This window comes from Pseudomonas farsensis (assembly GCF_014268805.2).
Lineage (GTDB): Bacteria > Pseudomonadota > Gammaproteobacteria > Pseudomonadales > Pseudomonadaceae > Aquipseudomonas > Aquipseudomonas farsensis.
Window position 1 is genome coordinate 147,923 of sequence record NZ_JABWRF020000003.1, and the last position, 19,190, is coordinate 167,112.

The following is a 19,190-nucleotide window of genomic DNA, read 5'->3' on the forward strand; positions in this document are numbered from 1 at the left end:
TTGATACGTGGCACTCGCTTGTAGGAAAAGCAGTGCTAGCATAGAGCCATCATCGAACCTGCAATCCTCCTCTAACAAGTAGCCAGGACATGACCCAACCAGCCGAGCCGAGCCACGAGCGCCTCAAGCAGCACTTTGCCCAACGGGTCATCCATCAAGCTCGGCAGATGCTGGAAATATGGCAGCGCCTGCACCGCGGCGAATGGTCGAGTGCCGACCTTGGCGAATTGCACGAGGCCAACCTGCGCCTGCAGCGCTATGCCGAGCGCTTCGAACAGCCCGAACACAGCAGCCTGTCGCAGGCCATCACCCAGACCTTGGGCGCTATCGAGGCCAATAGCGCCCGGCTCAACTCGGCGTTGATCGGCGAACTCAACAACCTCATGCAGCGCCTGTCGCGCACGGGCCTGCGCCGTGGCGACCAACTCGACAACGTGCCCCTGCCGCCGCTGCGCAAGCCGGTGTACATCGTGCTGCAGGACCACGAGCGCGCCGAGCGCCTGGCCCAGCAACTGGAATTCTTTGGCCTGACCGTGCAGGCGCTGTGCAGTGGCGAGGCGTTTCAGGCGTCGATGAGCGAGCGCCTGCCCTCGGCCATCGTCATGGATGTGGACTTCACCGGCCCCGGCATCGGCCTGCAGTTGGCCAGCCAGGCGCAGCAAGGCCTGGAGCAGCCAATCCCGCTGCTGTTCTTCAGCCTGCACGACACCGATACCCGCACGCGCCTGGCGGCTGTGCGCGCAGGCGGCCAAGAGTTTCTAACCGGCACCCTGGAGGCGTCCAGCCTGCTTGAGAAGCTCGAACTGCTGACCAGCGCGACCCAGTACGACCCGTTCCGGGTGCTGGTAATCGACGATTCCCGCGCCCAGGCGCTGAACACCGAGCGCCTGCTCAACAGCGCCGGCATCATCACCCGCAGCCTGACCGAGCCGACTCGCACCATGAGCGAGCTGGCCGACTTCCAGCCAGACCTTGTGATTCTCGATATGTACATGCCGGACTGCACCGGCGTGGAGTTGGCCAAGGTGATCCGCCACAACGATCGTTACGTCAGCGTGCCGATCATTTACCTGTCGGCTGAGGACGACCTGGACAAACAGCTCGATGCCATGAGCGAGGGCGGCGATGATTTTCTGACCAAACCGATCCGCGCCCGCCACCTGATCACCACTGTGCGCAACCGCGCCGCTCGCGCCCGCCATCTTAAGGCACGCATGGTGCGCGACAGCCTCACCGGCCTGTACAACCACACGCACATTCTGCAACTGCTCGAAGATTGCAGCTTCCGCGCACGCCGCGAGGGGCAGCCGTTGAGCTTCGCCATGCTGGATATCGACCACTTCAAGAAGATCAACGACCGCCACGGCCACCCCATGGGCGACCGGGTGATCAAGAGCCTGGCGTTGTTTCTCAAGCAGCGGCTGCGCAAGACCGACTACATCGGCCGGTATGGCGGCGAAGAATTCGCCCTGGTGATGCCCGACACGTCGCTGGAAGCGGCGTACAAGGTGCTGGACGAAATCCGCCGGCGCTTTGCCGAGATTCACTACCCCGCGCAGCCCCATGACCTGCAGTGCACGTTCAGCGCAGGGGTGGTGCAACTGGATGAACACCTCGATGCACCGACCATGGCCAGCGCCGCCGATGAAGCGCTGTACCGGGCCAAACATGCCGGGCGCAACTGCGTGGTACGGGTCGACAGGTAACGTCAGCATCCCAGGCGATGCGGCCCGTGTAGGAGCGGCCTTGCGTCGCGAAAGGGCTGCGTAGTAGCAGCCCCAGGATCTCGGCATCATGCAAGATCGCCGGGGCTGCTACGCAGCCCTTTCGCGACGCAAGGCCGCTCCTACACGGGCCGCGTGAAGCCTGCGCCGATACAGGCACAGTGCCACTTTTTCTGGCGCCAGCCCGCCGCCGTCATCACCACGTCACAAAACAGCAATAACTTCAGGCACTTACTTCTCCCCTCCGCAGGAAGTTCGCGGCTATGCGCCTGAAGTGGCTGACCAATTTCAATACCTTGTTGCTGGTAACCGTCTGCATCGCCCTGGGTGCAACCCTTTGGTGGTCGCAGCGCGCGCTGGAACGCCCCTATCAACTGATGGAGCGCTACCTGGGCCTGTCGCAGCAATTTCAGAACGACGCGGCGCGCAATACCCAGGCCTACCTGAGCAGCGGTGATGCCCTACGCCACGCGGCCGCCATGCAAGCCAATGAGCGCCTGCAAGCGGCACTCGTCGACTGGCCCGAGGCGCTGGCTGACAAGCTGCGGCCAAGCCTTGGAGACCTGCACGCCTTTACCGCCAACGAACTGCTCGCCGCCGGCAAGCTGGCAGGCGACCCGCAGGCGCTGTTGCTGCAAGCCGAGCGCGAACTGGGCGCCAACTTCGAGCAACTGGCCAACTATGCCCGTGACAGCCGCAGCGCCGATGCCGGCCGCTATCTCGCCCCGCTGCTGGACGCCGCGTTACACCTGGGCCGCCTGTCACTGGCACGCGACAAGCTGGTCAGCAGCGGCCGTGCGGAACTGGCCGGCGAGGTAGACCGCGAGCTGCAACTGATCGCCGCCCAGGCGCAGCTCATCGATGCCCTGCCGCTGCTGGGGGTAACCCGCGCCAGCGAATCCGGCGCCGATGACTTTGCCGCAATGATGGGCCTGGCGTCCGAGGCCAGCAGCGCGCAGGAAGACGTGGCCGTGGGCCTGAAACGCGAGCTGCAGAGCCTGGTAAAACGCTACCCCGGCGAACTGCAACGCACCCGCGAGCAGATCGAACGGCGCACCGCGCTGGCCGCCAGCACCCACCAGCGCCTCGACGCTGTGCAGCAGGCCATCGCCGGCCTTGAGCCTGAGGTGCGCGGCCAACACGCGATCATCGCCGCCGAAGTGCGCATCATCCAGGGCCTGATGATCGGCCTGATCCTACTGATTGCGCTGCTCATCGACACCTTGCAGCGGCGCCTGGCCCGCACCCTCACCAGCCTCGCCCCGGCCTTGTCGCGCTGGGCCGAAGGCGATTTTGCCCAGCCCATTGCCTTGGGCAAGACCAACCGTGAATTGCACGACATTCAAGAGTCGCTCAACCGCCTGCGCCAGTACCTGGTGGAACTGGTCGGCACCCTCCGCCACAACGCCGAGCAAGTGGCAGGCAGCAGCCACGCCCTGGCTGGCATGAGCAGCGCGCTGCACGATGGCGCCGAGCGCCAGGCCGGCGACACAGCGCAGATTCGCGATGCCTTGGGCGAGCTTGAGGCGACCATCCAACAGGTGGCCGGCGATGCCAGCGCTGCCGCCGACGCCAGCCGCCACGCAGGCCTGGCTGTGCAACAGGGCCAGGCGGTGATCGGCCAGAGCCTGTCGGGCCTGCGCGCGCTGGTGGATGAGGTGCAAGGCAACGCGCAGATGATCGAGCAACTGGCTGAAGAGTCGGCCACCATTGGCGGGGTGCTGACGGTGATTCGCTCGATTGCCGAACAGACCAACCTGCTGGCATTGAATGCCGCCATCGAGGCGGCTCGGGCGGGCGAGATGGGGCGCGGCTTTGCGGTGGTTGCCGACGAGGTGCGCTCGCTGGCCCAGCGCACCACGGGCGCTACAGGCGAAATCCAGGCGCTGATCGACCGCTTGCAACTGGCAGCGCGGGATTCGGTCGAGGGCATGCGCACGCAGCTTGAACACGCCGAAGCCACCGCTGAGCAGGCGCAGTCCGCCGATGGTGCGCTGGATGAGATCGTCGCGGCCATCCGCACCATTGCCGAGACAGCGGTGCGTATTGCCGATGTGACGGCGCAGCAGACGGGCGCAGTAAGCGAGATTCGCGATCACAGCGAGCGGATTCATGCGCTGGGCGGAGAGAACCTGCAACGTATCGGTGAAGGGCGCGAGCAGGGTGAGCAGTTGTTGCAGCTGGGCGGGGAGCTGAATACGGCGGTGCGGGCGTTCAGGCTTTCATAGGGCTCGGGGAGCCTGCTCCGGCCTCATCGCAGGCTGTCGCCAGCTCCCACAGGTTCAAGGCAGCGCCTCGGTATTGCGACTGTGCGCGGTCTCTGTGGAAGATTCTAGGGTTTTGTACAAGCCTGCTCTCGCCAGACACATCTCCTGATGGCGAGCTCCGTTGTGGCGAGCGGGCTCGTCCCGCGTTGGGCTGCGCAGCAGCCCCTGGGGTTTTCAGGGCTGCTGCGCACCCCAACGCGGGACAAGCCCGCTCGCCACAACTAACTATCGTTTCCCACAGGATTGGGGCCAGCCAGCAATGTAGCGGTTGAGCACGGTCTCTGTAGGAGCTGGCGACAACCTGCGATGCGCTGCGCGAGCGGCGCTCGATCCCACAGGCACTAAAAGACTCGCGGCAAACACCTGGCAGCCTTACCCAGTTATCATCCCCGCCAGGTTCCACCTAGCGAGTTGATCATGCGCCGCCTGTTTTTCCTGCTGCTTCTGCTGCTGTCCAGCCCCACGTTTGCCAACAGCCTGCTCGACAACCGCCCCAGCGCCAGCCTCGGCGCTGCCTCGCTGTCCAACAACGCTGACTTTCTCCCGGTCAACGAAGCGTTCGAACTGAGCCTGGTGCAGGCCGATGCCCACAGCATCAAGTTGCGCCTGGTCGCTACCGATGGCTATTACCTGTACCGCCACCGCTTGCAGTTTCACACCGAGCCTGCCGACATCAAGCTCGATGCCGCGCGCCTGCCCGAAGGCGAAGCCAAGCACGATGAATTCTTCGGCGATGTCCAGGTGTACCACGGCGTGCTCGACATCGAACTGCCACGCAACGACCCGCGTGCCTTCACCCTGCAGGTGGGCTACCAGGGCTGCGCGGAAAAAGGCCTGTGCTACCCGCCGCAAACCGCAAAACTCAGCATCGACGGCAGTGCGGCGCCCAGCACCCATGACTGGAGCTGGAAATCCCTGCTGTTGTTCTTCATTGCCGGCGTCGGCCTGAGTTTCACCCCCTGCGTGCTGCCGATGCTGCCGATCCTCTCGGGCGTGGTGCTGCGCGGGCAGGTCGGAGGGCTGCGCGGGTTCTCGCTGTCGCTCGCCTATGTGCTGCCGATGGCTGCCAGCTTTGCCGCACTTGGCGCGCTGATGGGTATATTCGGCGCCGGGCTCAACCTGCAGGCACGCCTGCAATCGGCCTGGGTGCTGGTGCCGTTTGCGGCGTTCTTCGTGGTGTTTGCCCTGGCCATGTTCGGCCTGTTCGAGCTGAAACTGCCGCAGGCCTTGAGCAACCGCCTGGACCAGGTCGCCAACCGCACCCAGGGCGGTTCGCTACTCGGGGCTGCAGTGCTCGGCGTGGTCTCCAGCCTGCTGGTTTCGCCTTGCGTTTCCGCGCCATTGGCCGGTGCTCTGCTTTATATAAGTGCCAGCGGCGATGCCTTGGGCGGCGCGCTGAAGCTGTTCGCCCTGGGCCTGGGCATGGGCGCGCCACTGCTGCTGGTGGCTACGGGTGGTGCTGCCTGGCTGCCGAAAAGCGGGCCATGGCTGAACACGGTCAAGAACGCCATCGGCGTAATGCTGCTGGGGGTCGCCATCGGCTTGCTCAGCCGGGTACTGCCGGGGCCGGTCACGCTGCTGCTGATCGGTTTTCAGGCAGCAGGCGTGGCGATCTTCCTCGGCGCCCTGGAGTGGGTGGTGAAAACCCCGCGCCAGCGCCTGGCGCAGTTGCTGGGCCTGGCATTGCTGGTATACGCCCTGGCCTGCTGGTACGGCGCCCTCAGCGGCCAGGGCGACCCGCTGCGCCCGCTGCCGCCAGCGCAAGCCGCAAGCACGGCGGCCAGCCCCCAGGCCGATGCCTGGCAGACCGTGACCAGCCCCGCCGCTCTCGATGCCGCACTGGCCCAGGCCAAGGCCGCCGGCCAACCGGTGCTGCTCGACTGGTATGCAGACTGGTGCATCAGTTGCAAAGTGATCGAGCACGAAGTACTCGAAGCCCCGCAGATCAAGCCGCAACTGGCAGCGTTCAAACTGCTGCGGCTGGACATCACCCAGAGCAACGCCGAACAACGCGCGCTGCTCGACCGCTACCGGCTATTCGGCCCGCCAGCGCTGATGTTCTTTGCAGGCAATGGCAGCGAACTGGGCGCTGAAAGGGTGGTTGGCGAGATAAACGCCGGCGAATTTGCCCAGGTGCTGGCGCGCGTTGGCGGCCAACTGCGTCTATAACTTCCTGCGGACGGGGAAAACCCGTTGCAAGTGACCAAAATTAATCATCCGGTCACATACTTTGCGTGAATCTCGGGCATCGTGCTGGCTATTGCCGGGAACTGGACACTCAGCGCCGGTTCCGGCATAGTCGCCGCGCTACGTCGAATTGCCCTACAAAACCAAGGAATCACAGATGGCAACACTACTGGTGCTGCACGGCCCCAACCTGAACCTGCTCGGCACTCGCGAGCCTGGCCACTATGGCGCGGCAACCCTGGCGCAGATCAATCAGGACCTGGAGCAGCGCGCTCGCGCCGCAGGCCACCATCTGCAATACCTGCAGAGCAATGCCGAGTACGAATTGATCGACCGTATCCACGCCGCGCGCAACGAAGGCGTGGACTTCATCCTGATCAATCCGGCCGCATTCACACACACCAGCGTCGCATTACGTGACGCGTTGCTTGCGGTGAGCATCCCATTCATCGAAGTGCACCTCTCCAACGTGCACAAGCGCGAACCGTTCCGTCACCACTCCTACTTCTCCGATGTAGCCGTGGGGGTGATCTGCGGCCTGGGCGCCACCGGTTACCGGCTGGCCCTGGAGTCTGCACTGGAACACCTGGCTGCCAACGCACAGCCCTGATGACACAAGGCCTTGGCCCCTGCGGGCCGAGGCCTGAAAGAAACGTTTTCGATACGTTTACAACTTACATCCCTGACCGAACCTTGGGAGTTGCTGATTAATGGATATCCGTAAAGTCAAGAAGCTGATCGAACTGCTGGAAGAGTCCGGCATCGACGAACTGGAAATCAAGGAAGGCGAAGAGTCCGTTCGCATCAGCCGTAACAGCAAGAACGCCGCTCCTCAGCAGTTCTACGCACCCGCCCCGATGGCCGCACCTGTTGCAGCTCCAGTGGCCGCTGCTGCTGCGCCAGTTGCCGAAGCTGCAGCCCCAGCCCTCAAAGGCACCGTGGTTCGTTCGCCAATGGTCGGTACCTTCTACCGCAAGCCATCGCCGACCTCGCCCAACTTCGCTGAAGTTGGCCAGAGCGTGAAGAAAGGCGACACCCTGTGCATCGTCGAAGCCATGAAGATGATGAACCACATCGAAGCCGAGATTGGCGGCGTGATCGACGCCATCCTGGTTGAAGACGGCCAGCCGGTTGAGTTCGACCAGCCGCTGTTCACCATCGTTTGATTCGCGGAGAGCCAACGATGTCTGGGAAGCTCGAAAAAGTTCTGATCGCCAACCGCGGGGAAATTGCCCTGCGGATCCTGCGTGCCTGCAAAGAGCTGGGCATCAAGACCGTCGCCGTGCACTCCACGGCCGACCGTGAACTGATGCACCTGGGCCTGGCAGACGAGTCGGTCTGCATCGGCCCTGCATCGTCCAAGGATTCCTACCTGCACATCCCGGCAATCATCGCTGCCGCCGAAGTGACAGGCGCTACCGCCATCCACCCAGGCTACGGCTTCCTCGCGGAAAACGCCGATTTTGCCGAACAGGTGGAAAAGTCCGGTTTCGCCTTCATCGGCCCGAAAGCCGACACCATTCGCCTGATGGGCGACAAGGTTTCGGCCAAGGACGCCATGATCAAGACCGGCGTACCGACCGTACCGGGCTCCGACGGCCCGCTGCCGGAAGACGAAGCAGAGGCACTGGCCATTGCCCGTAAAGTGGGCTACCCGGTGATCATCAAGGCCGCCGGTGGTGGTGGTGGTCGCGGCATGCGCGTGGTGCACAAGGAAGAGGACCTGATCGCCTCGGCCAAGCTCACCCGTACCGAAGCCGGTGCAGCCTTCGGCAACCCGATGGTGTACCTGGAGAAGTTCCTGACCAACCCACGTCACGTGGAAGTTCAGGTGCTGTCCGACGGCCAGGGCAATGCCGTTCACCTGGGTGACCGCGACTGCTCGCTGCAGCGCCGCCACCAGAAGGTACTCGAAGAAGCGCCGGCCCCGGGCATCGACGAGAAGGCCCGCCAGGAAGTCTTCAAGCGTTGCGTCGATGCGTGCATCGAAATCGGCTACCGCGGTGCCGGCACGTTCGAGTTCCTGTACGAGAACGGCAGCTTCTACTTCATCGAGATGAACACCCGCGTCCAGGTCGAGCACCCGGTCTCGGAAATGGTCACTGGCATCGACATCGTCAAGGAGATGCTCAGCATCGCCGCTGGCAACAAGCTGTCGTTCCGCCAGGAAGACGTGGTGATTCGTGGTCACTCGCTGGAGTGCCGGATCAACGCCGAAGACCCGAAGAAGTTCATCCCGAGCCCAGGCAAGGTCAAGCATTTCCATGCCCCAGGTGGCAACGGCGTTCGCGTCGATTCGCACCTGTACAGCGGTTACTCGGTTCCGCCGAACTATGACTCGCTGATCGGCAAGCTGATCACCTACGGCAAGGACCGCGACGAAGCCATGGCGCGTATGCGCAATGCCCTGGACGAGATCGTCGTCGACGGCATCAAGACCAACATCCCGCTGCACCGCGACCTGGTGCGTGATGAAGGTTTCTGCAAAGGCGGCGTCAACATTCACTACCTCGAGCACAAACTGGCCAACCAGGAGTGATCGCTGTAGCTGCATGAATAAACCCCGGCCTGGTGCCGGGGTTTTTTATTGCCCGCAAATCATGCTCAAGGCTTCATGCGCGGCATGTCGATACAGTGCTCATGCACCCGCCGATACAAGGTCGCCCGCGAAATCCCCAGCGCCCGCGCGGCATCGGCGGGTTTCCAGCGGTGGCGAATCAGCGCATCGAGCAGCATCTGCCGCGCCGGGCTGGAAACACCCTGCGCAGCCGGTGCGCAATTGGCCCGCAATTCCTGCGGCAAGTCCTCAAGGCGCACCTGCCCGCCCTCGCTGACCGCGCAGGCGTAGCGCAGCACCTGGCGCATCTGCCGCAAGTTGCCCGGCCAGCGGTACACCAGCAGCGCCTCCAGCGCGGCATCGGCCAGCACCACCTCGACCCCGCAGGCTGCCGCCTCCTCGCCCAGCATCTGCTGGATCAACGCCAGGCGGTCTTCACGCTCGCGCAACGGCGGCAGCTCGAAACGGGCGTTGGCCAGCCGAAAATACAGGTCCTCACGAAAACGCCCCTCGCTGACCATCGCCGCCAGGTCGCGGTGGGTGGCGCAGATCACCTGGATATCCACACGCTGGCGCCGCGCTGCGCCCAGCGGCGCCACCTCGCCCTCGGCCAGCACCCGCAGCAGGCGGGTTTGCAGGTTAAGCGGCATATCGCCGATCTCGTCGAGGAACAGCGTGCCGCCATCGGCCTGCTGCAACAGGCCCTGCATGCCCTTGCTCGACGCCCCGGTGAAGGCCCCGGCGACATAACCGAACAGCTCGCTTTCGATCAGGTTCTCGGGGATGGCCGCGCAGTTGAGGGTGACGAAGGGCCCGTCGCCCCGTAGGCTTTGCCGATGCAACTGGCGGGCAAATACCTCTTTACCGGCCCCGGTTTCACCCTGCACCAGTACCGCCAGGTTGCAGTCCTTGACGCGGATGGCCAGGCGCAACTGCTGCTCGATACGCCCATCCTGCGCAAGCTTGAGCGGCCGCGCCGGAGCACGCCGCTGCGGGGCGCTGACCCGGCCATACAAGCCGCCCCAACCGGCCAGGCGCTGGGCCGAAGCATCGTGGGCGCGGCGCAACTGGTCGGGGTCGAACAGCTCGCCGATATGCCCAGGCAAACGCCCGTCGCGCTGCATCAGGTGCTGGCGGGCCAGGCTGTTCAGCGCCAGCAGCCGGCCATCGCCATCCCACGCCAGCAGGTAGTCCGGCTGGCTCTCCACGTAGCCCGGCGTGCCATGGGCGCGCATCACCCAATGGCCTTGGGCGCTGTGCATGAAAAAGGCGTTTTCGATCTCGCGCGCGGTCTGCTCCACCAGTTGCCGGATCAGGTGCTGGCTGCGCCGGTCGTCGGGCGACTGCAAGGCCGACACATCCACCACCCCGAGCAGCTCGCCGGTCGGGTCGAACACCGGCGCGGCGCTGCAGGTCAGGCCGATGAAGGCGGCGCGAAAATGATCACGCTTGTGCACCGTGACCGGCGCCTTGCTGGTCAGCACCGCAGCCACGCCACAGGTGCCCTCCTCGCCTTCAGACCAGCAGGTGCCCAGGTACAGGCCGGCCTTGCGGCAGTCGTTGCGGATAGAGGATTCGACCCGGTAGTCGATGGTGCGGCCCTGAGCGTCGGTCAGCAACACGCAGTAGTCGGCGCCGCGCACCCGCTCATGCAGGCGCGCCACAGCATCGCTGGCAATACGCAGGAACAGTTCGGCGCGTTCGCGGCACTCGTTGAGCAGGCTTTGCGAAAGGATGCGCGGCCCCTGCTGGGAAGCAGGGTCGAGGCGATAAAGCTCCACCGAACGGCGCCAGGAGTCGAGGATCAGCGGCGGCACGGGAACCTGCGGCTGACGATCGACGTTTTTCAGCACCCGGCTGACGCAGTCGACATGGGCTCGGGAGTTCGCGGCAAGCATTGGGGCCCTCCGGTTCTCATTGTTCTTGTCGTTGTGCAGCCATTAAGCGCCAGGGCAATTGCCCCGACAAGTACTGCGTGATTACCGGCTGGCTTGAGACGCTGCGTCTCAGCGTCTCGCCGCCGGCAGGCCATGGCCGACACCCGGCGTCTCGCAGGGGGGCTGAGCCACGCAGGCCATCTTCGCCTTGAAAAGCTCTAGCACGGGCTTTACGAGCGTTATCAGCAAAGCTGGCACCGCGCTTGCTCAAGCCCTGACAAACAACAATTCGAGGTGCGCCATGCCGCAACCCGCCCCGACCGTCGGCATCATCGCCAACCCCGCCTCCGGTCGAGACCTGCGCCGCCTGACCGCAAGCGCCGGCCTCTACTCCAGTACCGACAAGGCCTCTGCCATCCAACGCCTGCTCGCAGCCTTCGGCGCCACCGGGGTCGAGCGGGTACTGATGCCCACCGACATGACCGGTATCGCCGCTGCGGTGCTCAAGGCCTGCGCCGGCCCCAACGCCCGCCAGCAGCACTGGCCGAAGCTGCAACTGCTTGACCTGCCACTGACCCAGACGGTCGCCGACACGCGCCTTGCCACCCGGCGCATGGTCGAGGCCGGGGTCGCGCTGATTGCCGTGCTGGGCGGCGATGGCACGCACAAGGCGGTGGCCGCCGAAGCCGCTGGCACGCCGCTGCTGACGCTGTCTACCGGCACCAACAATGCCTTCCCGGAACTGCGTGAGGCCACCAGCGCCGGGCTTGCCGGCGGCCTGCTGGCCTGCGGCCGGGTGCCGAGCAGCCTGGGCCTGCGCCGCAACAAACGGCTGCTGGTGGAGGTGCCCGAACAGCAACTGAGCGAATGGGCCTTGGTGGAAGTCGCGGTTTCGCCGCAGCGCTTCATCGGCGCCCGCGCCCTTAGCCACAGTGACGACCTGGTCGAAGTCTTCGCCTGCTTCGCCGAGCCCCACGCCATTGGCCTGTCGGCGCTGCTCGGCTTGTGGAACCCGGTGTCGCGCCAGGCACAGCATGGCGCCTGGGTACGCCTGAACCCCGGCGCCGAGCAGGCCCTGCTGGCACCGGTTGCCCCTGGCCTGGTGCAAGGCTGCGGCATCACCGCCAGCGGCATCCTCAACCCCGGCGAGCCCCATCGCCTGAGCCTGGCCTGCGGCACCTTGGCGCTGGATGGCGAGCGCGAGATCGAGTTTGCCGCCTGCGACACCCCGACCATCACCCTCGATACCTGCGGCCCGCTGACCGTGGACGTCGAGGCGGTGCTTGCGCATGCCGCCCGTCATCACCTGCTGGCGGTCCCCCGGGGCCACCGGCTGCACCCCGCAACCCCGTGTTGAGACAACCCTGGAGAACAACAAGATGTCCACTCACCTGAGCCCTGAACAGCTCCTGCATGCCTATGAAGTGATGCGCACCATCCGCGTCTTCGAGGAGCGCCTGCACGTGGAGTTCGCCACTGGCGAGATCCCCGGTTTCGTCCACCTGTATGCCGGCGAAGAGGCCAGCGCTGCCGGGGTCATGGCGCACCTGCGCCACAGCGACTGCATTGCCTCCAACCACCGTGGCCACGGCCACTGCATTGCCAAGGGCGTCGATGTGTACGGGATGATGGCCGAGATCTACGGCAAGAAGACCGGCGTGTGCGGCGGCAAAGGCGGCTCGATGCATATCGCCGACCTGGAAAAAGGCATGCTCGGCGCCAACGGCATCGTCGGCGCCGGCGCGCCTCTGGTGGCCGGCGCTGCGCTGGCGGCCAAGATCAAGGGCACCGACGACGTCGCCATCGTCTTCTTCGGCGACGGCGGTTCCAACGAGGGCGCGGTGTTCGAGGCGATGAACCTGGCCTCGGTGATGAACCTGCCGTGCATCTTCGTCGCCGAGAACAACGGCTACGCCGAAGCCACGGCCTCCAACTGGTCAGTGGCCTGCGACCACATCGCCGACCGCGCCGCCGGCTTCGGCATGCCGGGGGTGACCATCGACGGCTTCGATTACTTCGCCGTGCACGAAGCCGCAGGCGCTGCCATCGAACGCGCCCGCAGCGGCCAAGGCCCGTCGCTGATCGAGGTCAAGCTCAGCCGCTACTACGGCCACTTCGAAGGCGACGCCCAAACCTACCGCGCCCCGGACGAGGTGAAGAACCTTCGCGAGCAGCGCGACTGCCTGATGCAGTTCCGCAACAAGACCACCCGCGCAGGCCTGCTCAGCCCCGAGCAGCTCGATGCTATCGACGCCCGCGTGGCCGACCTGATCGAGGATGCCGTGGTCCGCGCCAAGGCCGCGCCCAAGCCGCAGCCCGCCGACCTGCTCAGCGACGTCTACGTCAGCTACCCCTGAGCCACAACAACAAGAACAAGCAGGAGAATCATCATGGCAAGAAAGATCAGCTACCAGCAGGCCATCAACGAAGCCCTGGCCCAGGAAATGCGCCGCGACAGCACGGTGTTCATCATCGGTGAAGACGTCGCCGGCGGTGCCGGTGCGCCTGGCGAGGACGACGCCTGGGGGGGCGTGCTCGGCGTGACCAAAGGCCTGTACCACCAGTTCCCCGGCCGCGTGCTCGATGCACCGCTTTCGGAGATCGGCTACGTCGGCGCGGCCGTGGGCGCTGCAACCCAGGGCCTGCGCCCGGTGTGCGAACTGATGTTCGTCGACTTCGCCGGCTGCTGCCTGGACCAGATCCTCAACCAGGCCGCCAAGTTTCGCTACATGTTCGGCGGCAAGGCCGTCACCCCGCTGGTGATGCGCACCATGTACGGCGCCGGCCTGCGCGCCGCCGCCCAGCACTCGCAGATGCTCACCTCGCTGTGGACGCACATTCCGGGCCTGAAAGTGGTCTGCCCGGCCACCCCCTACGACGCCAAGGGCCTGTTGATCCAGGCCATCCGTGACAACGACCCGGTGATCTTCTGCGAGCACAAGCTGCTCTACAGCATGCAGGGCGAGGTGCCCGAAGAGGTTTACACCGTGCCCTTCGGCGAAGCCAACTTCGTGCGCGATGGCGACGACATCACCTTGGTGACCTACGGGCGCATGGTCCACGTAGCGCTGGAAGCGGCCAACAACCTGGCGCGCCAAGGCATCGACTGCGAGGTACTGGACCTGCGCACCACCAGCCCGCTGGATGAAGACAGCATCCTGGAAAGCGTGGAAAAAACCGGCCGGTTGGTGGTGATCGACGAAGCCAACCCGCGCTGTTCGATGGCCACCGATATCAGCGCGCTGGTCGCGCAAAAAGCCTTCGCCGCCCTCAAGGGGCCGATTGAAATGGTCACCGCGCCGCATACTCCGGTGCCGTTCTCCGACGCCCTCGAAGACCTGTACATACCTGACGCGGCGAAGATCGAAGCAGCCGTGCGCAAAGTGATCGAAGGCACAAGGAGCGCCGCATGAGCCAGATTCTGACCCTGACCATGCCCAAGTGGGGGCTGTCGATGACCGAAGGCCGGGTCGATACCTGGCTGCGCCAGGAGGGCGATGAGATCAATACCGGCGACGAGATCCTCGACGTCGAGACCGACAAGATCAACGGCACGGTCGAGGCGCCGTTCAGCGGCACCTTGCGCCGCCTGGTCGCCCAACCTGACGAAACCCTGCCGGTGGGCGCGTTGCTGGCTGTGGTGGTGCAAGGCGAGGCCGATGAGGCCGAGATCGACGCCGTGGTGCAACGCTTCCAGGCCGAATTCGTCGCCGCCGAAGGCAGTGAGCAGGCCACAGGGCCGGTACCGCAAAAAGCCGACGTAGGCGGGCGCCTGCTGCGTTGGTTCGAGCTGGGCGAAGGCGGCACGCCACTGGTGCTGGTGCATGGCTTTGCCGGCGACCTCAACAATTGGCTGTTCAACCACCCGGCCCTGGCCGCCGAGCGCCGGGTGATCGCCCTCGATCTGCCAGGCCATGGCGAATCAGCCAAGGCCCTGCAACGCGGCGACCTGGATGAACTCAGCCAGGCCGTGCTGGCGCTGCTCGACCACCTCGACATCCCCCGCGCGCACCTGGCCGGCCATTCCATGGGCGGCGCGGTGTGCCTGAACCTGGCGCGCCTGGCGCCGCAACGGGTGGCCAGCCTGGGCCTGGTGGCCAGCGTCGGGCTTGGCGAAACCATCAACGGCCAATACCTGCAAAGCTTCGTCGCCGCCGCCAACCGCAATGCCTTGAAAGCACCGATGACGCAGCTGTTTGCCGACCCTGGCCTGGTGACCCGGCAGATGCTCGAAGACATGCTGCGCTTCAAGCGCCTTGAGGGCGTGCAACAGGCGCTGGAGCAACTGTCGGCCGCGCTGGCAGAAGGCGACCGCCAGCGCCACGACCTGCGCGCCGTGCTCGGCCAGCACCCGGCACTGGTGCTGTGGGGCAGCGAAGACGCGATCATCCCCGCCAGCCACAGCGACGGCCTGGACGCCGAAGTGCTGCTGGTCCCTGGGGCTGGCCACATGGTGCAGATGGAGGCTGCCGAGCAGGTCAACCAACGCCTTGCCGAGTTCTTGCGCAAACACTGAGGGTTTTCTTCGTGAGCCTGGAGACAACAACAATGAACGACCTGAGCCACACCCACATGCGCGCCGCCGTCTGGCACGGGCGCAACGATATCCGCGTCGAACAGGTGCCACTGCCCGCCGACCCACCGCCTGGCTGGGTGCAGATCAAAGTGGACTGGTGCGGCATTTGCGGCTCGGACCTGCACGAATATGTCGCAGGCCCGGTATTCATTCCGGTAGAAGCGCCGCACCCGCTGACCGGCATTCAAGGCCAGTGCATCCTCGGCCATGAGTTCTGCGGCGAAATCGTCCAGCTTGGCGAAGGCGTGCAGGGCTATGCGCTCGGCGACCCGGTGGCCGCCGACGCCTGCCAGCACTGCGGCACCTGCTACTACTGCACCCATGGCCTGTACAACATCTGCGAGAAGCTGGCCTTTACCGGGCTGATGAACAACGGCGCCTTTGCCGAGCGCGTCAACGTGCCGGCCAACTTGCTGTACAAACTGCCCGAAGGCTTCCCGCGCGAGGCCGGCGCGCTGATCGAGCCGCTGGCGGTAGGCATGCATGCGGTGAAGAAGGCCGGCAGCCTGCTGGGCCAGAACGTGGTGGTGGTCGGCGCCGGCACCATCGGCTTGTGCACCATCATGTGCGCCAAGGCTGCCGGCGCGGCCCAGGTGATCGCCCTGGAAATGGCCACGGCGCGCAAGGACAAGGCCCTGGAAGTGGGAGCAACGGCGGTGCTCGACCCAAGCCAATGCGACGCCTTGGCCGAAATCCGCAAGCTGACGGGCGGGCTTGGTGCTGATGTGAGCTTTGAGTGCATCGGCAACAAGAACACCGCCAAGCTTGCCATCGACGCCCTGCGCAAGGCCGGCAAATGCGTGCTGGTGGGGATTTTCGAGGAGCCGAGCTCGTTCAACTTCTTCGAATTGGTCTCGACCGAGAAGCAGGTGCTTGGGGCACTGGCGTACAACGGCGAGTTCGCCGATGTGATTGCCTTCATCAACGACGGGCGCCTGGATATACGGCCGTTGGTAACCGGGCGTATCGGGCTTGAGCAGATCGTCGAGTTGGGCTTTGAAGAGCTGGTCAACAACAAGGAGCACAACGTGAAGATCATCGTGTCGCCTGGCGGCGCTTAGCAGCACGATCCCCTGTAGGAGCGGCCTTGTGCCGCGAAAGGGGTGCGCAGCGCCCCCGGCGATGTCTGCGCGATGCAGAATCCGGGGGTGCGCAGCGCCCCTTTCGCGGCACAAGGCCGCTCCTGCAAGACCGCGTGCGGCTTCACTCCCTTTTAACGCCTGCGTGGCGTAAACTGGCGGCCTTTCGCGCAGCCTTGGGCTGCCCCTGTCGATTTACCTAAGGTGCCCGCCATGCCCTGGCTGCAAGTACGCCTGGCCATCAGCCCGGAACAAGCCGAAACCTACGAAGACGCCCTGCTTGAAGTGGGTGCGGTATCGGTAACCTTCATGGACGCCGAAGACCAGCCGATCTTCGAACCAGACCTCAACACCACGCCGCTGTGGTCGAACACCCACCTGCTGGCACTGTTCGAGGCCGATGCCCAGCCTGAGGCGGTATTCGCCCACCTGCGCCTGCTGACCAGCGCCGAGCTGCCCGAGCACCAGGCCGAGGTCATCGAAGACCAGGACTGGGAGCGCAGCTGGATGGACAACTTCCAGCCCATGCGCTTCGGCCAGCGCCTGTGGATCGTCCCAAGCTGGCACGAGGCCCCGGACAAAGACGCAGTCAACCTGCTGCTCGACCCGGGCCTGGCGTTCGGCACCGGCACCCACCCCACCACCGCACTGTGCCTGGAATGGCTTGACGGCCAGCAGCTCGACGGCACCCAGGTGCTGGATTTCGGCTGCGGTTCGGGCATTCTGGCCATCGCTGCGCTGCTGCTGGGCGCCGCTAAAGCGGTCGGTACCGACATCGACGTGCAGGCCATCGAAGCCTCCCGTGACAATGCCCAGCGCAACGGTATCGCTGACGACACGTTCGACCTCTACCTGCCTGAGCAGATGCCCGCCATGCAGGCCGACGTGCTGGTCGCCAATATTCTGGCCGGCCCGTTGGTCTCTCTGGCACCGCAGCTGTCCGGCCTGGTCCGCCCAGGTGGCCTGCTGGCGCTGTCGGGCATCCTTGCCGAACAAGGCGAAGAAGTGGCAGCCGCCTACACCGCCGACTTTGACCTGGACCCGATTGTCGTGCGCGACGGCTGGGTACGGATCAGTGGCCGTCGTCGCCAGGCCTGACTAGACTCAACCTCTGCACAACCCCGGATCGCCGCATGACCGACAGTTTCGTCACCCAGTGCCCGCATTGCCAGACCAGCTTTCGCGTCACCCACCATCAGTTGAGCGTGGCGCGCGGCGTTGTGCGCTGCGGCAACTGCTTGCAGGTGTTCAATGCGGCCAAGCAGTTGCTCGAGCAAAACCGCGCAGCCGCAGGCGTTGTGCCCGAAGCACCGCTGCCACCGGCCGAAACGCCGCAGGCCAAGGCGCCGGTCGTGCCTGTGGCACCGCCTGGGGACTGGGCGAACACGGCCAACGCGCTCGATGGCCTGGACCTCGACCAGGAACTGGCGCGCCTTGAGCGGCGCAGCCCCGGCGACCGTCGCGCACCCACGCCCAGTGCCACGCTGCACGCCCGGCGTGACGAGCACGGCAGCGACGAGCAGGACGACACACCGTTCGGCAACGCCACCGACGATCACCTCGAACCGGTAGAGCAGGTGCTGCAGGCCCCGGTGCTGGTTGAACAGCCAGAGCCTGAGCCGGAACCCGAGCCGGTTGTCGAAACGCGCACCGAGCCGACCTTCGGCGCCGTCGACATCGACCTCGACGACGAGCCGCCGCTGCGCTCGCAGCCGCTGGACGACGATCTCGACCTGCCGCCTGAGCGCGTGGCCAGCGATGACGAGCCGGCACCGGTCAGCGGGCTGTCGGCGCTGGATGACGAGGTGCGCAGTGAGCGCCTGTCGGCACGCGATGACGACGACCATCTGGATGAGCCTGGCGACAATGACCGCCTGGAACCCAGCCTTGCCAGCAAGCCCGAGCGAGTGCGCAAGGAGCCGCTGGTGGACGTGGTCGACGACCCGCTGCAACTGGGCTGGGAAAAACCCGCGCCAAACTGGGGCAAGCGCCTGCTGTGGGGGGCGCTGACGTTGTTGGCGGCAGGCCTGCTGGCCTTCCAGTACATCTGGTACCACTTCGACGAGATGGCCCGCCAGGACCAGTACCGCCCGTGGTTCCAGCAATTGTGCCCGACACTCGGCTGCCAGGTGCCGACCCGCGTCGACATCTCGCGCATCAAAAGCAGCAACCTGGTGGTGCGCAGCCACCCGGACTTCAAGGGCGCGCTGATCGTCGACGCGATCATCTACAACCGCGCACCGTTCGCCCAACCCTTCCCGCTGCTCGAACTGCGCTTTGCCGACCTCAATGGCCAACTGATCGCCAGCCGGCGCTTCAAACCCAGCGAGTACCTGTCGGGCGAACTGGCCGGCCGCGGCGAGATGCCAAGCCAGACGCCGATCCACATCGCCCTGGATATCCTCGACCCTGGGCCGAAGGCGGTGAACTACAGCCTGAGCTTCCGTTCGCCGGAATAACCCAAGGCGTAACGCACAGAGCGTGGGAGACCCCAGGCTTAGGGCAAGCTTGTGGTGGCCTCATCGCAGGCTGCCGCCAGCTCTCAAGGAATGTGGCTTGTCGCTATATAGGTGCCGTTTTACGCGGTCAGTGTAGGAGCGGCCTTGTGTCGCGATGGGCTGCGAAGCAGCCCCAGCGATTCTGGTGGGTGCACAGATCCTGGGGCTGCTTCGCAGCCCATCGCGACACAAGGCCGCTCCTACACAATCAAAAGCGAATTGCCCGAAACCATAGAATCTCCCACAGGAGCTCAGCCAGGCATCTCTATCGCGGCCCGGCGCTGTCTTTGTGGGAGCTGGCGCCAGCCTGCGATGAGGCCGGTACAGGGTTGCATATAACCGACGTGCGGACTTGACCCGCGAAAGTGACAGCACCGTTGCAGCGCACGCCTACTCCCACGCCACCCATGCAAATGTCATAAGCC

At 65.1% G+C, this 19,190-nt stretch carries 14 protein-coding genes; 13 read left to right on the forward strand and 1 reads right to left on the reverse strand.

The features are described from left to right. Positions 1 to 89: 89 nt before the first annotated feature. The 6 genes from HU719_RS16895 to accC all read left to right on the forward strand — a co-directional run bounded on the left by HU719_RS16895 (position 90) and on the right by accC (position 8,717). The gene (locus HU719_RS16895; protein ID WP_186520164.1) at positions 90 to 1,706 is read left to right on the forward strand and encodes a response regulator; all 1,617 of its coding nucleotides are present in this window, start codon (positions 90 to 92) and stop codon (positions 1,704 to 1,706) included. 1,463 nt (positions 1,707 to 3,169) lie between these two features. Then, positions 3,170 to 3,952: a methyl-accepting chemotaxis protein gene (locus tag HU719_RS23930; RefSeq protein ID WP_437179686.1), complete on the forward strand. Its 783-nt coding sequence runs from the start codon at positions 3,170 to 3,172 to the stop codon at positions 3,950 to 3,952. Between the two features lie 456 nt (positions 3,953 to 4,408). Next, on the forward strand, positions 4,409 to 6,160 hold the full coding sequence (locus tag HU719_RS16905) for a protein-disulfide reductase DsbD (protein WP_186537233.1): 1,752 nt from the start codon (positions 4,409 to 4,411) through the stop codon (positions 6,158 to 6,160). Between the two features lie 175 nt (positions 6,161 to 6,335). Next, positions 6,336 to 6,788: a type II 3-dehydroquinate dehydratase gene (gene aroQ / locus HU719_RS16910; protein ID WP_011535870.1), complete on the forward strand. Its 453-nt coding sequence runs from the start codon at positions 6,336 to 6,338 to the stop codon at positions 6,786 to 6,788. A 100-nt stretch (positions 6,789 to 6,888) separates the two neighbouring features. Next, positions 6,889 to 7,344, forward strand: a complete 456-nt coding sequence (accB, locus tag HU719_RS16915) for an acetyl-CoA carboxylase biotin carboxyl carrier protein (RefSeq protein WP_186537232.1) — start codon at positions 6,889 to 6,891, stop codon at positions 7,342 to 7,344. A 17-nt stretch (positions 7,345 to 7,361) separates the two neighbouring features. Next, positions 7,362 to 8,717, forward strand: coding sequence for an acetyl-CoA carboxylase biotin carboxylase subunit (gene accC, locus HU719_RS16920; protein WP_186537231.1), 1,356 nt, complete (start codon positions 7,362 to 7,364; stop codon positions 8,715 to 8,717). A 65-nt stretch (positions 8,718 to 8,782) separates the two neighbouring features. On the opposite strand, the gene HU719_RS16925 is transcribed toward accC, so the two are convergent. Continuing rightward, entirely contained in the window at positions 8,783 to 10,633 is a 1,851-nt protein-coding gene (locus tag HU719_RS16925; RefSeq protein WP_186537230.1) for a sigma-54-dependent Fis family transcriptional regulator, read from the reverse strand. A 280-nt stretch (positions 10,634 to 10,913) separates the two neighbouring features. Here HU719_RS16925 and HU719_RS16930 point away from each other — a divergent pair, with 280 nt between their 5' ends. The 7 genes from HU719_RS16930 to HU719_RS16960 all read left to right on the forward strand — a co-directional run bounded on the left by HU719_RS16930 (position 10,914) and on the right by HU719_RS16960 (position 18,726). Next, positions 10,914 to 11,969, forward strand: coding sequence for an ATP-NAD kinase family protein (locus tag HU719_RS16930; RefSeq protein ID WP_186537229.1), 1,056 nt, complete (start codon positions 10,914 to 10,916; stop codon positions 11,967 to 11,969). A gap of 22 nt (positions 11,970 to 11,991) precedes the next feature. Beyond that, positions 11,992 to 12,969 carry a thiamine pyrophosphate-dependent dehydrogenase E1 component subunit alpha gene (locus HU719_RS16935; RefSeq protein ID WP_186520157.1) on the forward strand — a complete coding sequence of 326 codons (978 nt, stop codon included), beginning with the start codon at positions 11,992 to 11,994 and terminating at the stop codon, positions 12,967 to 12,969. Positions 12,970 to 13,002: 33 nt separating this feature from the next. Then, the gene (locus HU719_RS16940; RefSeq protein WP_186520156.1) at positions 13,003 to 14,025 is read left to right on the forward strand and encodes an alpha-ketoacid dehydrogenase subunit beta; all 1,023 of its coding nucleotides are present in this window, start codon (positions 13,003 to 13,005) and stop codon (positions 14,023 to 14,025) included. Further along, positions 14,022 to 15,128 carry an acetoin dehydrogenase dihydrolipoyllysine-residue acetyltransferase subunit gene (locus tag HU719_RS16945; protein WP_186537228.1) on the forward strand — a complete coding sequence of 369 codons (1,107 nt, stop codon included), beginning with the start codon at positions 14,022 to 14,024 and terminating at the stop codon, positions 15,126 to 15,128. The genes HU719_RS16940 and HU719_RS16945 overlap by 4 nt, the downstream gene beginning before the upstream one ends. A 56-nt stretch (positions 15,129 to 15,184) precedes the next feature. Continuing rightward, a complete protein-coding gene (locus HU719_RS16950) occupies positions 15,185 to 16,249 on the forward strand; it encodes a 2,3-butanediol dehydrogenase (protein WP_225917318.1) in 1,065 nt (354 codons plus the stop codon). A gap of 231 nt (positions 16,250 to 16,480) precedes the next feature. Then, on the forward strand, positions 16,481 to 17,365 hold the full coding sequence (prmA, locus tag HU719_RS16955; protein WP_186537227.1) for a 50S ribosomal protein L11 methyltransferase: 885 nt from the start codon (positions 16,481 to 16,483) through the stop codon (positions 17,363 to 17,365). A 35-nt stretch (positions 17,366 to 17,400) separates the two neighbouring features. Then, positions 17,401 to 18,726 carry a DUF3426 domain-containing protein gene (locus tag HU719_RS16960; protein ID WP_186537226.1) on the forward strand — a complete coding sequence of 442 codons (1,326 nt, stop codon included), beginning with the start codon at positions 17,401 to 17,403 and terminating at the stop codon, positions 18,724 to 18,726. The last annotated feature ends 464 nt before the right edge of the window (positions 18,727 to 19,190 follow it).

Bases quoted from the DNA above. Each gene is read 5' to 3' on its own strand.
- HU719_RS16940 (WP_186520156.1), top strand. From the start codon at position 13,003: ATGGCAAGAAAGATCAGCTACCAGCAGGCCATCAACGAAGCCCTGGCC.
- HU719_RS16925 (WP_186537230.1), bottom strand. From the start codon at position 10,633: ATGCTTGCCGCGAACTCCCGAGCCCATGTCGACTGCGTCAGCCGGGTG.
- HU719_RS16945 (WP_186537228.1), top strand. From the start codon at position 14,022: ATGAGCCAGATTCTGACCCTGACCATGCCCAAGTGGGGGCTGTCGATG.
- accB (WP_186537232.1), top strand. From the start codon at position 6,889: ATGGATATCCGTAAAGTCAAGAAGCTGATCGAACTGCTGGAAGAGTCC.
- aroQ (WP_011535870.1), top strand. From the start codon at position 6,336: ATGGCAACACTACTGGTGCTGCACGGCCCCAACCTGAACCTGCTCGGC.
- HU719_RS16960 (WP_186537226.1), top strand. From the start codon at position 17,401: ATGACCGACAGTTTCGTCACCCAGTGCCCGCATTGCCAGACCAGCTTT.
- HU719_RS16935 (WP_186520157.1), top strand. From the start codon at position 11,992: ATGTCCACTCACCTGAGCCCTGAACAGCTCCTGCATGCCTATGAAGTG.
- HU719_RS16905 (WP_186537233.1), top strand. From the start codon at position 4,409: ATGCGCCGCCTGTTTTTCCTGCTGCTTCTGCTGCTGTCCAGCCCCACG.
- HU719_RS23930 (WP_437179686.1), top strand. From the start codon at position 3,170: ATGAGCAGCGCGCTGCACGATGGCGCCGAGCGCCAGGCCGGCGACACA.
- HU719_RS16895 (WP_186520164.1), top strand. From the start codon at position 90: ATGACCCAACCAGCCGAGCCGAGCCACGAGCGCCTCAAGCAGCACTTT.
- HU719_RS16950 (WP_225917318.1), top strand. From the start codon at position 15,185: ATGCGCGCCGCCGTCTGGCACGGGCGCAACGATATCCGCGTCGAACAG.
- prmA (WP_186537227.1), top strand. From the start codon at position 16,481: ATGCCCTGGCTGCAAGTACGCCTGGCCATCAGCCCGGAACAAGCCGAA.
- HU719_RS16930 (WP_186537229.1), top strand. From the start codon at position 10,914: ATGCCGCAACCCGCCCCGACCGTCGGCATCATCGCCAACCCCGCCTCC.
- accC (WP_186537231.1), top strand. From the start codon at position 7,362: ATGTCTGGGAAGCTCGAAAAAGTTCTGATCGCCAACCGCGGGGAAATT.